At 55.8% G+C, this 18,272-nt stretch carries 17 protein-coding genes and 1 tRNA gene; 14 read left to right on the forward strand and 4 right to left on the reverse strand.

All coding sequences use genetic code 11. The annotated features are described in order from the left end of the window. Positions 1–1,533: 1,533 nt before the first annotated feature. Complete coding sequence (locus QXF46_04710; protein ID MEM0226155.1) at positions 1,534–1,656, reverse strand: hypothetical protein; 123 nt, start codon at positions 1,654–1,656, stop codon at positions 1,534–1,536. A 214-nt stretch (positions 1,657–1,870) separates the two neighbouring features. Then, the gene (locus tag QXF46_04715) at positions 1,871–1,993 is read right to left on the reverse strand and encodes a hypothetical protein (GenBank protein MEM0226156.1); all 123 of its coding nucleotides are present in this window, start codon (positions 1,991–1,993) and stop codon (positions 1,871–1,873) included. 611 nt (positions 1,994–2,604) lie between these two features. Here QXF46_04715 and QXF46_04720 point away from each other — a divergent pair. From QXF46_04720 to QXF46_04765, 10 genes are all read left to right on the forward strand, one after another. Continuing rightward, a tRNA-Lys gene (locus QXF46_04720) sits at positions 2,605–2,681 on the forward strand. Between the two features lie 183 nt (positions 2,682–2,864). Further along, positions 2,865–4,058 (forward strand): glycosyltransferase, encoded by a 1,194-nt coding sequence (locus QXF46_04725; protein MEM0226157.1) that lies wholly within the window; start codon positions 2,865–2,867, stop codon positions 4,056–4,058. A gap of 416 nt (positions 4,059–4,474) precedes the next feature. Continuing rightward, on the forward strand, positions 4,475–4,816 hold the full coding sequence (locus QXF46_04730; GenBank protein MEM0226158.1) for a hypothetical protein: 342 nt from the start codon (positions 4,475–4,477) through the stop codon (positions 4,814–4,816). A 37-nt stretch (positions 4,817–4,853) separates the two neighbouring features. Then, positions 4,854–5,813, forward strand: coding sequence for a glycosyltransferase (locus tag QXF46_04735; GenBank protein MEM0226159.1), 960 nt, complete (start codon positions 4,854–4,856; stop codon positions 5,811–5,813). A 24-nt stretch (positions 5,814–5,837) separates the two neighbouring features. After that, the gene (locus QXF46_04740; GenBank protein ID MEM0226160.1) at positions 5,838–6,875 is read left to right on the forward strand and encodes a glycosyltransferase family 4 protein; all 1,038 of its coding nucleotides are present in this window, start codon (positions 5,838–5,840) and stop codon (positions 6,873–6,875) included. A gap of 148 nt (positions 6,876–7,023) precedes the next feature. Then, positions 7,024–7,335 (forward strand): winged helix-turn-helix domain-containing protein, encoded by a 312-nt coding sequence (locus QXF46_04745; protein MEM0226161.1) that lies wholly within the window; start codon positions 7,024–7,026, stop codon positions 7,333–7,335. Further along, positions 7,328–7,708 carry a hypothetical protein gene (locus QXF46_04750; GenBank protein ID MEM0226162.1) on the forward strand — a complete coding sequence of 127 codons (381 nt, stop codon included), beginning with the start codon at positions 7,328–7,330 and terminating at the stop codon, positions 7,706–7,708. Before QXF46_04745 ends, QXF46_04750 begins: the two co-directional genes overlap by 8 nt. Beyond that, positions 7,705–7,839: a hypothetical protein gene (locus QXF46_04755; protein MEM0226163.1), complete on the forward strand. Its 135-nt coding sequence runs from the start codon at positions 7,705–7,707 to the stop codon at positions 7,837–7,839. The genes QXF46_04750 and QXF46_04755 overlap by 4 nt, the downstream gene beginning before the upstream one ends. Then, the gene (locus tag QXF46_04760) at positions 7,832–8,506 is read left to right on the forward strand and encodes a polymer-forming cytoskeletal protein (GenBank protein MEM0226164.1); all 675 of its coding nucleotides are present in this window, start codon (positions 7,832–7,834) and stop codon (positions 8,504–8,506) included. Before QXF46_04755 ends, QXF46_04760 begins: the two co-directional genes overlap by 8 nt. Positions 8,507–8,550: 44 nt before the next feature. After that, complete coding sequence (locus QXF46_04765; GenBank protein MEM0226165.1) at positions 8,551–8,820, forward strand: hypothetical protein; 270 nt, start codon at positions 8,551–8,553, stop codon at positions 8,818–8,820. Here the strand turns inward: QXF46_04765 and QXF46_04770 are convergent. Then, positions 8,817–9,089, reverse strand: coding sequence for a hypothetical protein (locus tag QXF46_04770; GenBank protein MEM0226166.1), 273 nt, complete (start codon positions 9,087–9,089; stop codon positions 8,817–8,819). The genes QXF46_04765 and QXF46_04770 overlap by 4 nt on opposite strands. Before the next feature lie 78 nt (positions 9,090–9,167). Between QXF46_04770 and QXF46_04775 the strand changes: the two genes are divergently transcribed. Continuing rightward, positions 9,168–9,524 (forward strand): YbjQ family protein, encoded by a 357-nt coding sequence (locus tag QXF46_04775; GenBank protein ID MEM0226167.1) that lies wholly within the window; start codon positions 9,168–9,170, stop codon positions 9,522–9,524. A gap of 79 nt (positions 9,525–9,603) precedes the next feature. On the opposite strand, the gene QXF46_04780 is transcribed toward QXF46_04775, so the two are convergent. Then, positions 9,604–11,481 (reverse strand): glycoside hydrolase family 127 protein, encoded by a 1,878-nt coding sequence (locus QXF46_04780; protein MEM0226168.1) that lies wholly within the window; start codon positions 11,479–11,481, stop codon positions 9,604–9,606. Between the two features lie 93 nt (positions 11,482–11,574). Here QXF46_04780 and QXF46_04785 point away from each other — a divergent pair, with 93 nt between their 5' ends. From QXF46_04785 to QXF46_04795, 3 genes are read left to right on the forward strand one after another with little or no spacing between them, the layout of a single operon-like run. Then, positions 11,575–12,333, forward strand: a complete 759-nt coding sequence (locus QXF46_04785; protein ID MEM0226169.1) for a hypothetical protein — start codon at positions 11,575–11,577, stop codon at positions 12,331–12,333. 5 nt (positions 12,334–12,338) lie between these two features. Continuing rightward, positions 12,339–15,011 (forward strand): hypothetical protein, encoded by a 2,673-nt coding sequence (locus tag QXF46_04790; protein MEM0226170.1) that lies wholly within the window; start codon positions 12,339–12,341, stop codon positions 15,009–15,011. Further along, positions 15,008–18,271 (forward strand): FtsX-like permease family protein, encoded by a 3,264-nt coding sequence (locus QXF46_04795; protein ID MEM0226171.1) that lies wholly within the window; start codon positions 15,008–15,010, stop codon positions 18,269–18,271. Before QXF46_04790 ends, QXF46_04795 begins: the two co-directional genes overlap by 4 nt. The last annotated feature ends 1 nt before the right edge of the window (position 18,272 follow it).

The following is an 18,272-nucleotide window of genomic DNA, read 5'->3' on the forward strand; positions in this document are numbered from 1 at the left end:
ACACCAGATCCTCCAACACCCACTGAGAAACAGGCTTCCCCGCCACCTCAATCAACTGCTTCGGCCCCGAAAACGTCAAAGGCCTCAAACGAGTACCAGCACCCCCGTGAAGAATAACACCCTTCATCGTCTCAAAGCAGAATCAACGGTCGGTTATAAAACTATAAACTTGCGCTTTCTATCACTGCCCACTGCCTATGAACTGGACAAGTAATATTAACGACAACATGATACTTATCTCTCTATAGGCATAAAGCCTGGAGATTGACACCCCACCAATGTTGTTTGTAAGCCTTACCGTGCGCTGAATCGTTTCAGAAATTCATGTCTCTATTCTATTTTATTTCAATACTAAAAATCGACACACATCTTATACGATCTATAGGAGCTTAGAACCTCCGTTAATTTCTTGAAAGATTGCTGCTTGAGCAATGAGAGGTATAGTAGAGGGCCTGAAGTTGCTAAATCCCGATAGCATAAAGTTTAGTTAGTTTAATTAGAGATTAAAATATAAAACAAATTGAATATTTAACTATTAAACTATAATAATTTATTTCAAGCAAGTATGAAATTACTCAGGCAATTCAGGTATAGGCGACGAAGGCGCGGAGCCCCAATAATATAACTCATGGGGTAAGCGCGCGTGTAAATTAGACACGTGATTGCATAGTAGATGCCTCTGCTATCCTTAAGTGAAGTAAATGATGCCGATATGAACGAAAACTGTTAGAACAGTAACAGTAAACTCTGCGGGAAGCCTTGTTCACCTCACTACTTGCCGCCCTCGTGAACGTTGAAGTCGATCCTATCCCTGCCACGGACAGCTTAAGTATAATTTCGTACCATCCATTGTCAAGCAGGATGCATCGGCTTTTGATCTCGGCATCTTTGACTAACCGCTAAACTCACTCATAATTACGTCAATCCACGAATGCCAGAGACTACAACCGTCACCATCTTTCATAACAATCAGCCTCCCTTGAGAAAAACGGCGACAGGTGCTTCCGATGTAGATCCGCTAGATATAGGTCTCTAAACCTGCCGACTCTAGGCTTTATCGCGTCTCCATCGATAGTTTTAGCAGTAGGGACAAACTCTACGCCCATATCAGGTCGTTCTCCAACGAGAGCCGCCCCTTCTCTTAGCATCGGAGTCGAAGCAGACTAGTGCAGCAATGTTAACATAATAGGAAGGGGAGAGCTCCTTTAAGCTACTCACCGGTGGTATACATCCTTATCTTGAGAACAGAACTATGAATACGCCTTCGCACAGCAGAGCTGGAGTTCAGCGGCAGGGTGTTAAGGGTCTCAACGTAGACCCTTAACACTATATTCTGCAGATAATTCCCCTCTTGGGCCTCGCAACTCTACCCTCGCGTTCCTCACTACTTTCGCGTTCCTGCTATTAGATCCTCCTTCAGCCTTTCCGCACCCTTGCGAGAGCGTTCTCGAGCATGACGCTATACTCGAGCGGGTCTACATGACGTAAGCCCCATTCCGATGCTCGTGCGGGAGCCGATAAACGAGAACTCGATCAAGATATCCCCCGACCAATTGTTAGCCTCCTTACCGTGCTCTTCATAATCTTCGACCCCCTCCTTACCGCAACCCTCCTCTCCACCCTCAAGCCCTCACCCCTGGGCACTTCTTCCAGCACGCTTGGCCTATAATTAGACCGTTCACGTGCGAAATGACTTCCTCCTTTCCCACGTCAAGCCATTAGCTATTGACGAAACTGTAGCCCATTCTGTACCTCCGCTCGTGTATGTACTGCAGCGCGCCTATAATTTTTAGCCCCCTCCAGCTCGACTACGGCTCCCATAATATCGAAGGTAAAAGGTGAGGAAGATGAGGTCTTGAAAAGGTACACTTCAATCAGAGCGTACCTGCTCGGCGGCTCTCTCGGCTCTCGCACCGTCGGACCCCAGAGAGGTGTCGCTCCTCGTCCCATACCCTCGACGCGGCTCCCTGGCTACCTTCACCAACTCGCTCATATTTTTCACTCGAACTTTTCCCTTTCTCTCAGCTGCGCGTTTCTGGCCATCTTCCACCGCCCAATCTAGGCCTGCATCCCATCCTTCTCCTCGCAGCTTGGAGGTAGCCAAACGAGAAAAGGGGAAACAAAATAGAAGGGAAATGAGGCATTTTAGCTTACAGTTACACTCGACGACTGGGGCTATGTGGGCCTTCGACCTACCGCTTCTCAGCTTGACCATCATGATGCAGCGTCCCTAGGCCCGCGCGAAGCTCATACTTTCAGGCCTCAGCCCTGCGATCCTGAAAGCCCTCAAAGCCTCGACCAGGATCTCTAACCTTTAAGGTCACCTCGAGCTCGTCCGCGCAACCATGGCAGCAGCGCGAAGAAGCAGCCTGCGCGGTAAGGGTGCGACCCTGCCGGGATGCACTCTGTCGCCGGAGCGCTGAAAGGTGGGCGAGTAGGCCGCTGTCCCAAGGCGACAATGACCCATAACCCGCCCCAGTCGCTTACGGTTAAACCGCGGCGGCCAGGAACGGGTCCCTGCTCAAAGGCGGAAGTCAATGAAGGGGGAATACACTATGACGTGGACTTAGTAAATTAAATAAACCCTAACATGTCGAGCAGCTAGGGCCGGTAGCTCAGCACGGTAGAGCGACGGGCTCTTAACCCGTAGGCCCCGGGTTCGAATCCCGGCCGGCCCGCCATTTTGGTGATTGATCGAAATGAACATTCGTTAAACGACCGAGAAAAAGGAAGTGTAAAGTATTAAAGCTTGAGAGCGCACCTCTAGACTTGGAGCGCGCTGGCTGCAACCGAGTACGCGTATTCATCTTATTTATGGAAACTTCTTCTACGTATGCTCACAAGTAAAGTAAAAAAATTAAAATTTGTTAACTGATCCCAACGTCCCAATGAATTCAAAAAACTCTAAGAGCATCGCCTACATTACACCCTTCGACCCTCGCTCTTACAGGAGGCCCTACCTTGTAAAAAGAGCTTTACCGTTCGCAAGTATATACTACTACAGGAAGATAAGGGACTCGAACTGGTTACTATGCAGAGTTTTAAGGCTTAATAATCGCCTATCGAGGGTAGAGCTAAGGATCTACCAGCATACGCGAAGCGGCGGGGATGCATTGGTGACTGCTTTGGTTACTGATGTTCTGAACAAAGCGCTGCTCGCGCGTCTTAAAGCTGACACTGTTATAACGCTAAACCCATTCCTAGGATCGAGGAGGATATGGGGGAGCAGAGTAATTATCATAGATTGGATGGACGTGCATATGTGGCCTTGGGATGAACTGAACCTTTTCGATATTGAAGCTGTTGAGGAGGCTGACGGTGTGATTTTCTGGAGTAGACCACTCCTGGAAATTATGAAGAAACGGCTCAAATTAAGGAATTATACGTATGTTCCGCACGGTATAGATTTAGGCGAATTTGACCCGACGAAAGTTAACCCGAAAAGCTTTAGGAACAAGTACAGGTTAGGTGATAGTTTTCTCGTCGCTTACAGTGGGGGTGTTTGGTCGTACCGCGGAGTCGACTTGCAAGGCGTTCGGAAGGTCATTGAAGCTGTTGCGCTTGCAAGTAGACAGTTGCCAAACCTTAAGTTGGTTTTGCAGTTAGGAAGAGTAGACTTGGATTTGATACACTTTTGCAAAAAACTTAGAGTATTAGATAAAACTCGAATTATAGGCCCGCTACCTTATAGCGACCCTGAGAGGTTGGGCCTGTTCGCTGCCGCCGATGTTCTCGTTGCGCCTAACTCTGCTCACCCATCCGTTTACTATGCCGAGCGCATTAAGTTCTTCCACTATATGGCTGCGGGGAGGGCGATCTTAGCGGAAAAAACACCGGGAGCAATCAGTGTTTTTGGTAATACAGCATATTATGTTGAGCTGGACGATGTTGAAGCGTTGGCTGATGCCATAGTTGAGCTGCACGATGATTGCTCTCTGAGAAATAGCTTAGGCAAGCTTGCCCGAGAAAGAGTCACATCGTTATTTGAGTGGAATGTTATAGCACCGAGGCTTAAGGATTTCGTTAATAATATCCTTAAGGAGCAAAATAGTTATTAAATTCAATAAATTTTGTATGTAATATATCTTGAAAAGTTAACCTACAAAACTGAGGATTTATTTCCCGTGACTTCGGCGGTGAGTGATTTTTCATGGAATTACCGTTGAGAAGGGGTGAAAACCCTATCATCCTGCATCTATCGTCCTAAATACTCGAAGTGCGCTGGTACTCGTTTGAGACCTTTGACGTTTTTGGGGCTGAAACAGTTGATTGAGGTGGCGGGGAAGCCCCGTTTCTCAGTGGGTGCTGAAGAACTTAGGTATCTGCTAGAGTACGGGAGGCGACTATCGTGCTATACGATGCTGAAGAAAGAAGAACTTGAGGAGGGCGCTTCGCGATGCTGAAGTGGTTTTCGATCTAGCGGACATTGCTAGCTGTTGCCGCTCTGCATCGAGCTGTTGGTGGTGTTTTCAATGTGGTGACGGAGAACGCTTCTCTCTCCGAGGTGATTGATGCTGTGAGGGGGGTGGTTCCGAGCGTGAGGGTGAGCATTGTTGAACCCCCTCATCCGCAGCAAACCTCCTACGGCGTTAGCGACGAGAGGATAAGAGGCCTCGGCTTCCAGCCGAAAGGCTCCCTCGAGAAGGGCGTGAGAGAAGTAGTAGAACGCTTCAAAGCCTTCCTCCCATGTGTACGCAAACGGTGCAGAGCAGCACTTCGGTGGATGCTTAAACTCGTAATTTTAAACGCACGAAATTCAGTTAGTAGAATTTTGAATGCTGTGATATTTAACTCTGTATGTAGATTGGCTGTTTGAGAGAAGGCGATAAAAGCTTCTACCTGCTGGCTTTGGTGTGGAGAAGACGATCTCAGTAGTAATTCTCTCCAAGAATAACGGAAGGACGCTCGGTTTCACACTGCTCAGTGTTTTAAAATCGAAGCTTCCCCCAGGTTACTCTAGGGAGGTTATAGTCGTTGATGCTCATAGTACTGACAATACTCAAAGGATACTGGATCGCTTTCGTCCCTACATTAAAGTAGTATACGATGAGGGCAGAGGAATCGGAATCGCTAGGAACATCGGTGTTTTAGCTTCGAAAGGCAGCTACATTTGTTTCGTGGATGCTGATTGCATCGTGGGCGCAGACCATTTCGCGAGAGTTGTCGAAGCCTTCGAGAGGGGGGCTGATGTAGTCGATGTGAAAGCGGGCGGTTCTCAGGCTTCGACTAAAATCGAAAGATTGGAGGAGTTAGTGTGGCGTTACGGCAGGGCTTACTCTGAAGAGATGATGAGAGGGCGTTGCTTCGCCGGAGGGGCCTTCATCGCCTTTAAGCGCGATGTTTTCGATCGAGTGAAGGGCTTCTGGTTGTACCCACCGTACGGTGCCGATGATCTCGACTTTAGCTTCCGAGCTTGGAAAGCCGGTTTCAGGATTAGTGTGGTGGAGGTGCCTGGAACTGCGAGCAGGTTCAGGAGAGGAGTGAGGGAGCTCATTAGGCAGCAGATAGGATGGGGGAGGGGCATTGCGCACGTAATAGCCAGGTACAGGCATGATCGCGACTACTGGAGATGCTATAAACTGAACTCCTTCCTCTACAGGGTTCTCGGTGACGCTGTTTGGCTCTACCCAATCGTAGCTGCCCTATTAGCACCTGTGAGAGGCTTTCAATTGAGCCTAAAGACACGTAAGCCGGAAATGTTCTTCTACTGGACCGTGCGTAGGTGGGCTTTCCTTTACGGCATTCTGAGCGAGCTGCGACGTGCCTTCCTTGCGCAGGGGGTGCGGGCGAAAATAAAGGTGCGTGAAGCTTAAACGCCCAGCGCAAGTTGATCAACTGTGAAGTTGCTCCTTGCGTCGCCGCGCGTGAGCGGTATAGGGGGTGTCGCTCAGCACGTATCCAAGCTGCGGAGTATGCTCGAGGCCCGCGGTTTCACGGTTGACGTGGTATCGGTGGAGAACACGCCGCATGTGCCAGTGAAGGGGCTCTACAACCCCAGTTTCGCGCTGTTCTCCGCTCTCAAGACGCTGCTCCGCAACCTGGAGGGGAGGAGGTACGATGTAGCCCATGGCCACAACGTGCCATCCTGGCCCGCCATCAGGGTGGCGCGCGCGGAAGCCAGGGTTCTCACGCAGCACGGCGTCTACTCCCAGCAGATCGGGCTGCTCCACGGGAGGCTATTAGGTGAGTTGAGCAGGTGGTTTGAGAGGAAGGCTGTGGGAAGCGTCGACGCAGTGACTTGCGTTTCTCGCAGCACGTGCGAGTTCTACAGGAGCAGGGGCATTAACGCCATCTACATCCCGAACGCCGTGGACCTGCGGGAAATGCCTTCTGAGGGCTTGAGGATGTACGATAGGCAGGTCGTTTACGTGGGGCGGTTAAGCCGCGAAAAGGGCTTCGACGTGCTCCTCGAGGCCGCTGAAATGCTGAACCCGGATGTACACTTGGTCGTCGTTGGATCGGGGGTGGGAGAGCTCGAGGAGCGCGCCCGCGCTCTCTCCCAGCGCTTGAGGAACTTCCACTACCTGGGGTATAAGCCGAGAGAGGAGGCGCTGAAGGTGATCAAGGGAAGCGATCTGCTCGTCCTACCGTCGCGTGTGGAGGGGATGCCCACCGTCCTGCTGGAGGCGATGGCCTTGAAGACCCCCATCCTCGCCTCGAGGATCCCTGGGGTCCTCGACGTGGTCGATGACACGTGCGCCGTTCTGATCGAGCCGGGAGACCCCAAGGGGCTCGCCGACGCCATAAACAGGTGCGTAATCGAATACCCGAGAACCTTCATCGAGGAAGCATTCAGGAGAGTTGTGGAGGAATTCAGCTGGGATAGAGTTGCCCAGGAGTATGTAAGGCTCTACGAGCGTCTTCTGGGTAGCTGAGAGACAACTTTGACCTCTCGAGGGAAAACCTCTACGCTGCTGCGATTTACCGAGCATGCACCGTATCTTTCTTCATCTGGGAGAAGCGACGGATAGCAATATGCAAGGAAAAGTTTATATATAAATTTTAGCCTACATACTTGATGCGATGTGCGGCAGCGGGGAGGAGGAGTTGAAAGATTGGGTAAGAGTGCTCCGGACCTTAGCGAATCCGATAAGGCTGCGTATGCTAGCCTTGATCGCGGCGCGGCCGAGGCACGCGTACGAGCTTTCAAAGCTGCTGGGTCTCTCGTACCCGCTGGTGCACATGCACCTTCGGGCATTGGAGAAAGCGGGGCTCGTGGAAGGAGCGTACGTAGAGGAAGCCAGGGTGAAGCGAGTCTACCGGTTGAAGGACTTTCGGCTGGTGCTAGATGGGGAAACCCTCAGGAAGCTGGGTGAGAAGCTTGAGAATGGGTAGCGTTGTGGCCTCCGTGGTCACGCTGGCGGCGGTTGTCGCCGCCGCTCTAATGGCCGTCTACGTGCCGATCCGTCTCTTTGAGCTATCCGGAACAGGTGGGCTAAACATTATTGCGGCCGGCGTCTTCAGCGCCATAAGCATGATCGCGGGAGCGGTAGTGGCCTTCTTCGCGGTGGTTATCGGTGTTCCACTTTTGACAGGTGTTACCCGTAGCCCCGAAGAGAAAGCCGAGCTCTCCCTAAGGCGGAAGGAGCTTGAGGAGAAGCTGACAATGTACAGGGCCAGGCAGAGGGCTATGCTCGAGGAGCTTGACGAGATTAGGAGGGTGCTTGAGGAGATCCGTGACATACTCAAGGAGGGTGTTGAAGGATGAGCGGCGAGCTCAGGTACGTGGAGCTTTCGGACGAAGAGGTTGATCAATTGATACTGCAGAGGCTGCGGGAGATCAAGGAGCTGCTCAAGGAATTGAGGGACGTGCTGAAGAAGGCGAGCGAGTATGGCTGAGCTCTTCGACCTGTACGAGAGAGCGCTGAGGACCGGCAAGGTTAAAGGTGGATCGGTGAGGATCAGCGGTGCTGGCCGAGTCAGCGGCGGTACCTACGAGAGCATTACCGTCAGCGGCTCTGCGATCGTTGATGGAGATGTCGAAGCTGAAACCGTTAGGGTTGCCGGCTCAACCTCTTTCCGCGGCAGCGTAAGGGCAGGCGAGATCTCTATTTCCGGCTCCGCGAAGGTGGAAGGAAGCGTGAAAGGGGGGCTTCTAAAAGCGAGTGGCTCGCTGTCCGTAAAGGATGTCATCGAGTGCGAGGAAGCTTGGGCCGCGGGATCGCTGAGGGCACGATCCTTGAAGGGCAAAATCGTTCGGCTAGCTGGGGCATTTAAAATCGAGGATGAGTTAGACGCTCAACTCGTGGAGCTCAAGCTGTCAAACGACTCAAGCTGCCGCGCCCTCAGAGGGGAGGAGGTGAGCATCGAGCGCTCTGGGGGCACTTTCCGGATGTTCCTCAGGTTCACCCGCAGGCATCCCACCTTGAAGGTGGAGCTCCTCGAGTCGAAACTAGTTAGAGCCAGGGACGTTGTGATCGAGGGACGAATCAAGGCGGATAGAGTTGAACTATACGGTGAAGCTGCAGTAGCGGGAGTCGTCGAAGGAGAAGTCGTTAAGCTCTAGCGAAGGAGAACCGATTTTAACCATTAACCCCCCTTTTCTCCCGCATGCGCGCATACGTGTTCAGAGTCGTAGTCCCCCGGCGCGACTGGGGGCGGGTTGAGTGGCTCGCCGAATTTTTGAAAAAGGAGAATGTCGAGCTGCTCTACACTCGGGTTGATCAACTGTTCAGCGAGAGAGCCGATCTGGATTCGATCGAAGTGGCCTTCCTGCTGCGGGGCGATGCGAGAGCTAGGAGGGAGCTGGAGAGGAGGCTCGCGGAGAGCCTTAGGGGGAGCATAGGCTTCTTCGTTTCGTACGTGAAGCTGGAGGATTAGCCGAGGAGCTTGAGGAGGAGCTCTTTAGCATCCTCGAGGGTGCCGGAGTCCCTCAGCCTTATCAGGAGCCGGTCTGGCGCAACGTAGGTCAGCGAGTGGCCGCCGTAATCGAACTTCACGAGGGCTTCGCCCAGCTTCAGGCTAACCTTAGCCTTCGACGAGATCCTCCTCAAGATCTCCTCCTGTGCCCCCTCCCTGATGAAAGCGACGAATGTGGCTGCAGTCTGGCACACGACTTCGATCCTGGAGAACAGATCCTCGAGCCCCATCGCGGCTAAAACCCTCAAAGCTTATTTTAGATTTTCTCGTACCGATAGAGATAAGAACGACACGCCGGGCTCGTGGGTGTGGCGAGTAGACAGGTACTAATCTCAACTACACCGTCCATCCCCGGCTTCAGAATCGTCAAAGTCCTCGGTGTCGTGACGGGTATGAGCATACGGACCCGCGGGGCTCTGGGCCGCTTCGCAGCCTCGATTGAGGCTCTCGTCGGCGGCCGGGCGGAATCCTACATCTCAGAGCTGAAAAAGACTCGTGATGAAGCGGTACAGGATCTCGTGAACGAAGCTTGGAAGCTGGGTGCGAACGCAGTCGTAGGTGTGGACTTTGAAACCTCCGAAATCCTCGAAGGCTTCATAATCGTAACAGCAACAGGGACGGCTGTTCTAGTCGAGCCCGAGCAGCAGGGGCCGCAAGGGAAATAAGAGAGGAGTCACAGCGTTAGAGCAGTGATGAAGGGTACCAAATCGGATCAGTGAAGATTCAGAAAAAATCTGATCCTCGCTACTGTACTTTTCCGGGGGCGTGGGCTAGCCTAACCCACACTTGCATAGGCCCGGGCTCGCGGTTAGCCCAAGCGTAGTACGGTACCGCTGTGAACTCCACCTCCCTAGCCCGCTCCTCCACCTCGCCGAGGCGCGCGTAGAGCCTCTTCTCCCAGCCGCTGGCTTCCAAGGCTAGCGCTCTACCCTTAACCACTGCCACGCCTCCAAGAAGGTCTGGGCGCCACTCCACTCTCATCTCAGCCGGTACCAGGGCTAGGTTCCAGACATCGTGGCTGTTGTCGGCCTGCTCCAAGCAGTAGACGAGGGGGCCGTACTTTATGGCGCACCTGCACGTGTTGTAGGTGACCCATGGGTGGCTTACGAGGAAGTACGGACCCATCTCGAATCTAAGCGCAACCCTATCGCCCTCCCTCCACCTCCTCTTCACCTCAAGGAAGGTGCCCGGTCGCACTGGCTCCAATTTTTCCCCGTTCACCTCGACTTTAGCTGCACGAGTCCAGCCCGGGATTCTCACGAAGAGGGAGAACTCGTCGACACCCCGCGGCCTCACCTCGATATCGACCTGCCCATCCCACGGGTAGTTGGTGCGCTCGATCAGTTCCACAGATCCTCCGTCAAGCTCGATTGTGGCTCTACTGGCTGCGTAGAGCACCGTGTAGATGCCCATCCGCGTCTTCGCGTAGAGCATCCCGGGGACGTAGGCGATCAGCCTGGCGATGTTCGGTGGGCAGCAGGCGCACTCAAACCACCTCTGCCTCCTGTGCCTCCCCCTATCCGCGAGCGGGTTAACGTAGAAGTACAGGTCCCCACTGAGCGAGATGCCGGCGAGCGCACCGTTGTAGAGGGCCAGCTCCATTACGTCCGCGAACCGGGCCTCGCCCGTCGCTAGCAGCATCCTCCAGTTCCACATCACGTTGGCAACGGCGGCGCACGTCTCCGCGTAGGCCCTCTCGTTGGGGAGCTCGTAGGCTTCGCCTATCGCCTCCCCCTCGTACCTCGACCCCACGCCACCGGTCACGTACATCTTCCTCGTGACGAGGTCCTCCCAGAGGCGCTCCAACGCTCTGAGGAGCTCCGCATCACCGTCCTCCATGTAGACGTCGGTAGCACCGCAGCAGAGGTAAAGCGCTCTCACGGCGTGCCCTGTGATCTCGGTCATCTGCTTGAACGGCACGTGATCCAGGTGGTAGGGGCTCCCGCCGATCAGCCCCCTCCCCCTCCTCTCGATGAGGAGCCGGGCCAGCTCCAGGTACTTGCGCTCCCCCACTTCCCTGTAGAGCTCGACGAGCGCCATCTCGACCTCCGGGTGCCCGTCGACAGCCTCCCGTCTGCCGGGGCCGAAGACTTCGTAGATGTGGTCGGCGAACCTGACGGCAGCGTCGAGGAGGTCTTTTTCACCCGTGGTTCTCCTCCTCGCGACCGCCGCTTGGAAGAGGTGGCCGGCGCAGTACATCTCGTGCAGGTCGCGCAGGTTCGTCCACCTCTCCCCCTTCCTCTCAAAGGTGAAGAAGGTGTTCAGGTAACCGTCCCCATCCTGCGCCGCGATTATCTCGGTTACAGCGCGATCCACCATCCCTTTCAACCGGGCGTCATGCTCGTAAGCTAGGGCCCACTGGGCCGCTTCCACCCACTTGTAGACGTCCGAGTCGTTGAAGACGAGCCCCCTGAAAGGCCCCTTGATTTTACCGGCTGCCCGCCTGAAGTTATCGATGCGCCCCGTCTCCTCCAGCAGCTCGTACTGCGACGGCAGCGTCACATCGATCAGTTTTCTGAGGCGTGGAGCCCAGAAGCCGTCCATTAGCCTGACGCGCCCAAGAGGTACCGGCTCCAGCTTAGCGTAGGGGCTCTTCGAGGTATCAACTACGAGCTGCCGCACGCAGCTCCGGTGATTGTTCGCTGAAATGCTTTTCCCTAACCATTTTTAACTATAGAGCATAAGTCTAAAAAATGTTCTGGCGGCTACAGACTTGTGAGCGAGCTGGAGGGGGGAGAGAAGCTATTGGAGGAGGCTAGGAGCGCCATAAGACAGTTCGGCGACCTGCAGTACGAGCTGAGGGACTACGAGAAGCGGAGGAGCGAGGTGCTCCGCATGTACTCGACGGGGCAGGTTTCCAGGGAGGTTTTCGAGAACCTCATGGGCGAGCTCAAGCAGAAGATGCTCCCCCTCGTGAAGAGGTACTTCGAGCTGAAGTGGAGGCTGAGGGAGCTCGAGTCGCAGCTACGGCTTGTGGTGACCAAGCTTAGCGTCGAAGCTAGGGCTTCGGAGAGTTCACCGTACAGAGCCAGCTTCGAGAGGGATCAGCGCTTGAGGGCTACGCTCTCCAGGGTGGGTAGTACGTTGGAGGACGTTCAGCAGACCCTGAAGAACGTTGATGCTGAAAGGGAGCTGAGGATGCTGGACGTCCTTCTCGACGTCCTCCCGCGGGAGGAGGTCGAGGCGTGGAGGCAGGCGGTCAGTGAAGTGCTGGAAGGGTGGTCTCGAACGCGATTCTCCTACGCCAGCAGGATTGAGGAGCTGGAGAGGAAGTTGGAGTCGCTAAGGGACGCATTAAGGGAGCTCGAGATAAGATTCGCCGTGGGGGAGTACGAGAGGGGGGAGTACGAGCTGAGGCGCTCAGCGGCCGAGAGGGAAGCGGGTGAGGTGCAGGCTCAACTTGAGGAGCTTCAGGAGAGATTGGAGGACCTCGACCTTATCGCAGCTAGGTGCAGGGAGTTTCTGGCTAGGTGAAGCTGATGGTTGCCCAGAGAAGGTTCATACTCACCGTGCTCCCGCTGCTCCTCGCTGTCGCACTGGCTGGAGCGAGGGGTCAGGGGGTCAGAGAGGTGAGGGTGTTCAACCCACTCCCCCACCCCCGCAGCGAGATTATAAGGTTGAACCTCAATTTCCTGGAGGGTGAGGCCTACAACGGGACGCTCAGCATCTGGGATTCCTCGGGCAACCCAGTCCCCCTCCAGCTCGTTAACTGCACCTTCTACCCTTCCGGGCACTACAAGAGCTGCTCCCTCCTATTTCGGGCTGATCTACCACCCTTGAACGTGACTCGGTACTTTATTACGTACTACTCGGCCCCGCCCGGGTACAACGTTAGCGTCCATGGGGGGTTGAGCGTCCGTTCCGCTAACCTGACCCTCGTCGCTTTCAATGCTACGGGCTCCTACGCCATCAATGTGACTAAAGCCATTGTGGTGAGAGGGCCCGGTTACACCGCCATATTCAGCAACTCGTCTCTCGTTAACTTCCTCTTCGATGACGTGGGCAGCAACCTCGTCTTTATCGACTGGCCGCTGGCGGGTTTCGTGGCTATGAGGAACCTAACGATTGCGGCTAGCGGCTACGATTTGAAGGAGTGCCAGGTTAAGCTGCTACTCAACGGGACGCTCGAGGCGAAGGTCGAGCAGGTTTGCCGCCGCGATGGGCTCGAGCTCAGGCAAGTGTTTACGTTCAGCGGTTTATCAGCCCTCGTACGCGTCGATGCACAGCTGAGGGGGGTGGGGGAAGGGCTCCTCTTCTTCCCCTTCCTGAGGCTCGCTGCCTCTGATTTTCGCGAGGCAGTAATCAACGAGACCAGCGTTAGTGTAAACCGAGAGCGAAGCTACGTTCCAGCCCCCCGCTGGCTGGCGTTGAGGGGCGGAAGAGGGTGGCTAGTCGTAGCTGTTAACTACACAAGTATTGATCCGAAGTCCGTGCTGGAGGCGCAGAGGCTCACGCTCTTTAGGAGTTACGTTAACGAGACGCACCCGCTGCGGAAGGCGCTTTACGAGCGTCTACTGAGGATCCACGGAAACCTCACGAGGGTTCTAACGGCTAGCCAGCTTGCAGAAGCGGGAAAGCTGAACCTCACTCAAACATTGAGGGAAGCTAATTACCTTTCGGCTTTCAGTTCTGAGAGGGACCTCCTCCTTAAGAACCTGACAGACTTGCTCGAGGCAAGCGAGAAGGCGGCTAGCAGGCTCCTGTTCATGCCTCAAGAGGGGACTCTCAACATAGCGTACCAGGTAGGGCGGAGGGAAGCTAGCATCAGTGCAACAATCGTTCTGGCGGTAGTCGCAGAAAGCCCCCGTGATTTCGTTAGGTTCTCCCTCCTGAGTGCGGTTGCTACACCGGCCGTACTCTACGCCCCCATTGAGGCTCGACTCGACGCGCCAACCACCGTCTACGTTGACGATTACCTCCCGGTTAGCGCCGTCGTAAGATCGGCGGAGGGCCTGCGCAACGTCAGCGTCAGGTTAGTGCTCCCAGAGCGTGCATTCGCGGTTGTAGAGGGCAGGAGAAGCGTTAACTTCACGCTCCTGCAGGGCACGCAGAGGGTTGATTGGACTCTGAGAGCGGTGTACGAAGGCAGCTGGCCCATCTTCCTCAACGTGTCAAGCCCGTGGGGTAGCCTCATCCTTGAGAGAACCATCAACGTTTCGCTACTGCCCATCGTACCACGCGTCATCATCCCCAGGGCATTCAACGTGACGATCATCTGCATCGACGCGCAGGGTAGACCCCTCTCGGGCTACCTGGTTAACCTCTACGAGAACGCTACTGGCGCGTTGGTACGATGGGGGTTCACGAACGAGAGCGGCCTGCTGCGCTTCACAAACGTCACCGCCGGCGTGTACCGCATTGAGGTCACAGATGGTTTCCACAGCACATGGAGCACTGTCTACATCTACTCTGACAGAAACTTCACCGTGAGCGTAGGCTTGTCTAACCTGAGGGTTAGGGTCGAGCTGGCCGAGGGGCGTCCTCTACCCCAAGCGGCTGTCTACGTTCGAGATGAGGAGGGCAGCCTCGTCTGCGCGGGCTTCACGGATGCTAACGGCACGGTGCTGTGCACCGGTCTTCCTCGCGGCAACTATACGGTATCCCTGCGGTGGCAAGGGGCGCTTGCCGGCTCCACACGCGTTTCCCTAACTAATGATACCGAGGTTGTGCTAAGGGGGCTCGTGAGGCTTGTGACGGTCTACGTCTCGTTAGGCGGAAGCCCAGCGGCTGGCGCCGTCGTAGCCGCGTTCTCGCCCGGAGGAACCCTAATCGCTACTACGTACACAGATGAGAGGGGGATAGCCCGGTTGTACCTGCTCCCCGGCCCCTACCGGTTCACCGCTACAAAGGGCCAGTACAGTTCAAGCGTAACTGCCGACGTCAGGGTCGGCGGGTACGTAGAGCTAAACCTGACGCTTTCACCAAGCCTCTGGGTGCTAATCGCAGTAACCGCCGCGTTGTGGTCGGTCACGGCTTACGTATGGCACCGGAGGACAAGTTACGTGTACAGGGAGAGGGAGCGGTACAAGCGCCTCCTTCAGCGGCTCGAGGAGCTTTACGGTAGAGGGGAGGTTGAGGAGAGGTTCTACGTGAAGCTTAAACAGGAGTACGAGACGAAACTAAACGAGCTGAGCCGGGGTGAGTGGGAGTGAGGCGGGCAACAAGCTACGCGGTATTCGCCCTCCTATCGCTACTCGCATCGGCAGGCGTAGCGGTCGCTGCACCCGAAAGCCAGCTCATAGTCATAGTTCGCGAGTACCCCAGCGGGAGGCCTCTGGGGGGCGCATCCCTCAACGTTACGCTGTGGATTGGGGGGAGGACTCTGACATTCAACGCGCTGACAAACCCCGTCGGGATGTGGAACATACAGCTAGACCTGAAGCCGCAGGAGGCCTACCTGGTTAGGCTCTCAGTAGCACCCGCGAACTTCACAGGCTTCTCCTCCCCGCAACCCGCCCTACCCGTGCGCGTGGCTGATACGATGATCGACGAAATAGACTACAGAGCAGCCTTCATACCCTCTGCCAACGTAACAGAGCTCTCAGAGCTCAGGATCCCCCTCCAGGTTACCCAGAGCGGCAATGTTAGCCTAGTGAGGTGCGCAATCTGGATCGCCCCAGCGAGATTCGTTAACGTCAGCGTTCTAGACCCGGTAACCCGAAGGCCGACGAGAGTGACCGTGAAGCCGGGAGTCCCTCTCGCTGCAAGAGGCTACCTTCAGCCGTACCTCCTCCCGATAGGCTACCCCGTGCTAGTTAGGGCCGACACCCCCCTGGCTGAGGCTCGGCAGCTGAGGTTCTGGGTGACCAACGAGACTCGCCTCGTGCCATGGTCGTACTACGCCGCCGATGCATTCCTGAAAGGGCAGCTGGCCACCATCGACGATTCGCTAAGGCAGTTAGAGGCGATAGGCTATCCGACTGAAGAGTTTAGGAGGGAGGCGAGCCTGTTAAGGGCTGTTGCATGGCAGGCTTTGATCTACTTTGAGCGGGGCAACTACACGACGGCTATCGGAGCCCTACTGGGGCTCGTCAACGGAGTTAACTCGCTGCGCGGCAAAGTGGACAACCTTTTCAGCTACTCACAGTTAGCCGCCGTCGGGGTTATCCTGCTTACCCTAGCATTCGCCCACGTCTTGTCAGCATTGATCTTCGAGAGGCGAAGGCACCTTTTCGTGACTCGGTTAGCCCTGCTAGTGGCACTCATCCTGTTCGCGCTGTACACGTCGCCGACGATGAGGGTCGCCGCAGCCGGTCTCCTCGGGACACTGGGGGTACCCATGGCGGCGCTGGATTACCCCACGCTGGTTGCCGGAACCCTCCTCTTGAGCTTCCTAGCTTACAGCCTGCTCTTACTCTTCTCAGCCGTTTCCGGCCCGGTGAGAGGCTTCTGGCTGCAGATAGCGCTCAGGTACATGAAGTCCAAGCGCCTAAGAACAGTGCTGGTTCTCACGGCCATGACCTTAGTCGTATCCTCGGTGCTAGCGGTCTCCGGCGTCACCATAGGCTCCGCAGTGATGGTGAAGAGCGGCCGGGGCTCTGGCTTCTACGGCCTCGACGTAGAGGTTGACACGATTCGCCGGCCCACGGGCATGAATTTGTCGGAAGTTGAATGGCTCAGAGCACTGGTTAACGCCACTGCAGTAGGCCGCATGGCCACTCCACCCCCAAACTACCTGGGCGTGCTTGTGATGACTCGCGCCTCCGAAGCAATGATCCTAACCCAGATGGTCGCCATCGATATCAGCTTTGCAGCACGTTACTTCAACCTGACAGCCGCTCTCTACGACGGGAGGCTTCCTCGAGATGGCGCGGCCGAGATCCTCCTGCCGAAGGGCTTCTCAACTTCACTTAGCATAGGCGACAGCGTGTGGCTTTTCTTCGCCCAACCGAGCGCACAGGGCCCGCCCTCGCCGGCGGGCCCCGTATGGGACACGCCAGTACGAGTGGTAGGCTTCTTCGACCCGCTCGTCCTCAACGGGACGTTGGACCCGGAGCTGAGGCCGCTGTTCGGCGATCTTGCGCGAGTGAACTTCCTCGTGATAGCGCCCTTCGACCCCCTAGCGCGCAGGTTAGCCCTCTCGCGAGTCTGGCTTCTTACAGCAAATGCCACGCCCGCTAGAGATGCGGCTCAACTGATATTCACAGCGCTCCCCGTTACAGTGCACGTGCTCGAAGGAAACCGCGTTACCACCTACGAGAGGACGCTTCAGCTGTCGTTCAGGGGGCAGGAGTCGTTAGTGCTCCTAGTCATAGCGGCCTTGATGAACGCCATGGTGATGCTCGGCCACGTCGAGGATAGGAGGAGGGATGTTTACACAATGGCGACGCTGGGCGCCGACCCTAAGAACCTATTCAACGCGATGATCGTCGAGGCATCAATCATAGGTATCGTGGCCTCCTACCTCGGTTGGCTCCTAGCTCCCGTGATAAACCTGGTGCCCTCATTCTTCACCTCCCTCTTCGGCGGGGCGCCGATCGTGGTCTCGCCGCCACCGGTTGAAAGCCTGTTTTACGCGGCGGGGCTCGGGCTAGCCACGTCCGTGCTCTCGGCTTACGTGCCGTCGAGGAGGGCGAGCGGCCTCTCCAGGATGGGTAGGGAGGAGAGGAAGGTGATCTCGCCCAGCGAGCTCAAGCTGGTGGGCGGAATGGCGATATACGAGCTTCCGGTTAGGGTCTCGGTCTTCGAGAGCGAGGCGCTGTACAGGTACTTGAAGGAGATCCTTCCGAAGAAGGACATCCTGGGGGAGGAGGTTTACCTGGATGGAACCTTCGCGATCTCCTTCGCCATCCTACCGCCGCACATGAGGGGTACTCTCGTCACTTGCAGGCTCCGAACCGTTAAGCGCGGCGACAGCCTGATCCTGCAGCTCGAGGTCCCGGAGGAGTACAGGAGCTACATCTACCTGAGCGACGTGATCTACGCGCTCGAGACGAAGCTGCTCGACTACTCGAAGTGGAGAGACACGCAGTTCAGGTACCAGATCCTGAGGTACGCGCCGCGGCGCGAAGTACTGACGCTGGACGCCCTCCTCGAGCGGAGCTCGAACGTCATGGCTAGAGCCAGGGAGCTGGAGCTGAAGTTGAGGAGGCTCGACGAGATGAAGGCCACGATATCCACGAGCTTGTACACCGAGTATGAGAGGAAGTACAGGAGGGAGCTCAACATGCTCATCCGGGAGCTCCTCACGCTCTCGCTGAGGCTCGAGCCATTCGTGAGCCAGCTGCGCGATGAGATGCGCAAGCTCGAATCCGAAAGGGAGAAGCACAGAGTCGCTTACGAGCTGGGCGAGCTAAGCGAGGCGGAGTACAGGGCCGCTGTTGAACCGATAGAGAAGCAGCTCGACGAATACGCGAGCAGGCTGAAGATGATAGAGGAGGTAAACTCCTTCCTGGCGTCGAGGCGCAGGTAGC

The organism is Thermofilaceae archaeon, from assembly GCA_038731975.1.
GTDB lineage: Archaea > Thermoproteota > Thermoprotei > Thermofilales > Thermofilaceae > JANXEW01.

What these genes read in the sequence shown, in the direction of transcription:
- QXF46_04755 (MEM0226163.1), top strand. Translation starts at nt 7,705, where the DNA reads ATGAGCGGCGAGCTCAGGTACGTGGAGCTTTCGGACGAAGAGGTTGAT.
- QXF46_04745 (MEM0226161.1), top strand. Translation starts at nt 7,024, where the DNA reads ATGTGCGGCAGCGGGGAGGAGGAGTTGAAAGATTGGGTAAGAGTGCTC.
- QXF46_04790 (MEM0226170.1), top strand. Translation starts at nt 12,339, where the DNA reads ATGGTTGCCCAGAGAAGGTTCATACTCACCGTGCTCCCGCTGCTCCTC.
- QXF46_04750 (MEM0226162.1), top strand. Translation starts at nt 7,328, where the DNA reads ATGGGTAGCGTTGTGGCCTCCGTGGTCACGCTGGCGGCGGTTGTCGCC.
- QXF46_04760 (MEM0226164.1), top strand. Translation starts at nt 7,832, where the DNA reads ATGGCTGAGCTCTTCGACCTGTACGAGAGAGCGCTGAGGACCGGCAAG.
- QXF46_04770 (MEM0226166.1), bottom strand. Translation starts at nt 9,089, where the DNA reads ATGGGGCTCGAGGATCTGTTCTCCAGGATCGAAGTCGTGTGCCAGACT.
- QXF46_04715 (MEM0226156.1), bottom strand. Translation starts at nt 1,993, where the DNA reads ATGAGCGAGTTGGTGAAGGTAGCCAGGGAGCCGCGTCGAGGGTATGGG.
- QXF46_04765 (MEM0226165.1), top strand. Translation starts at nt 8,551, where the DNA reads ATGCGCGCATACGTGTTCAGAGTCGTAGTCCCCCGGCGCGACTGGGGG.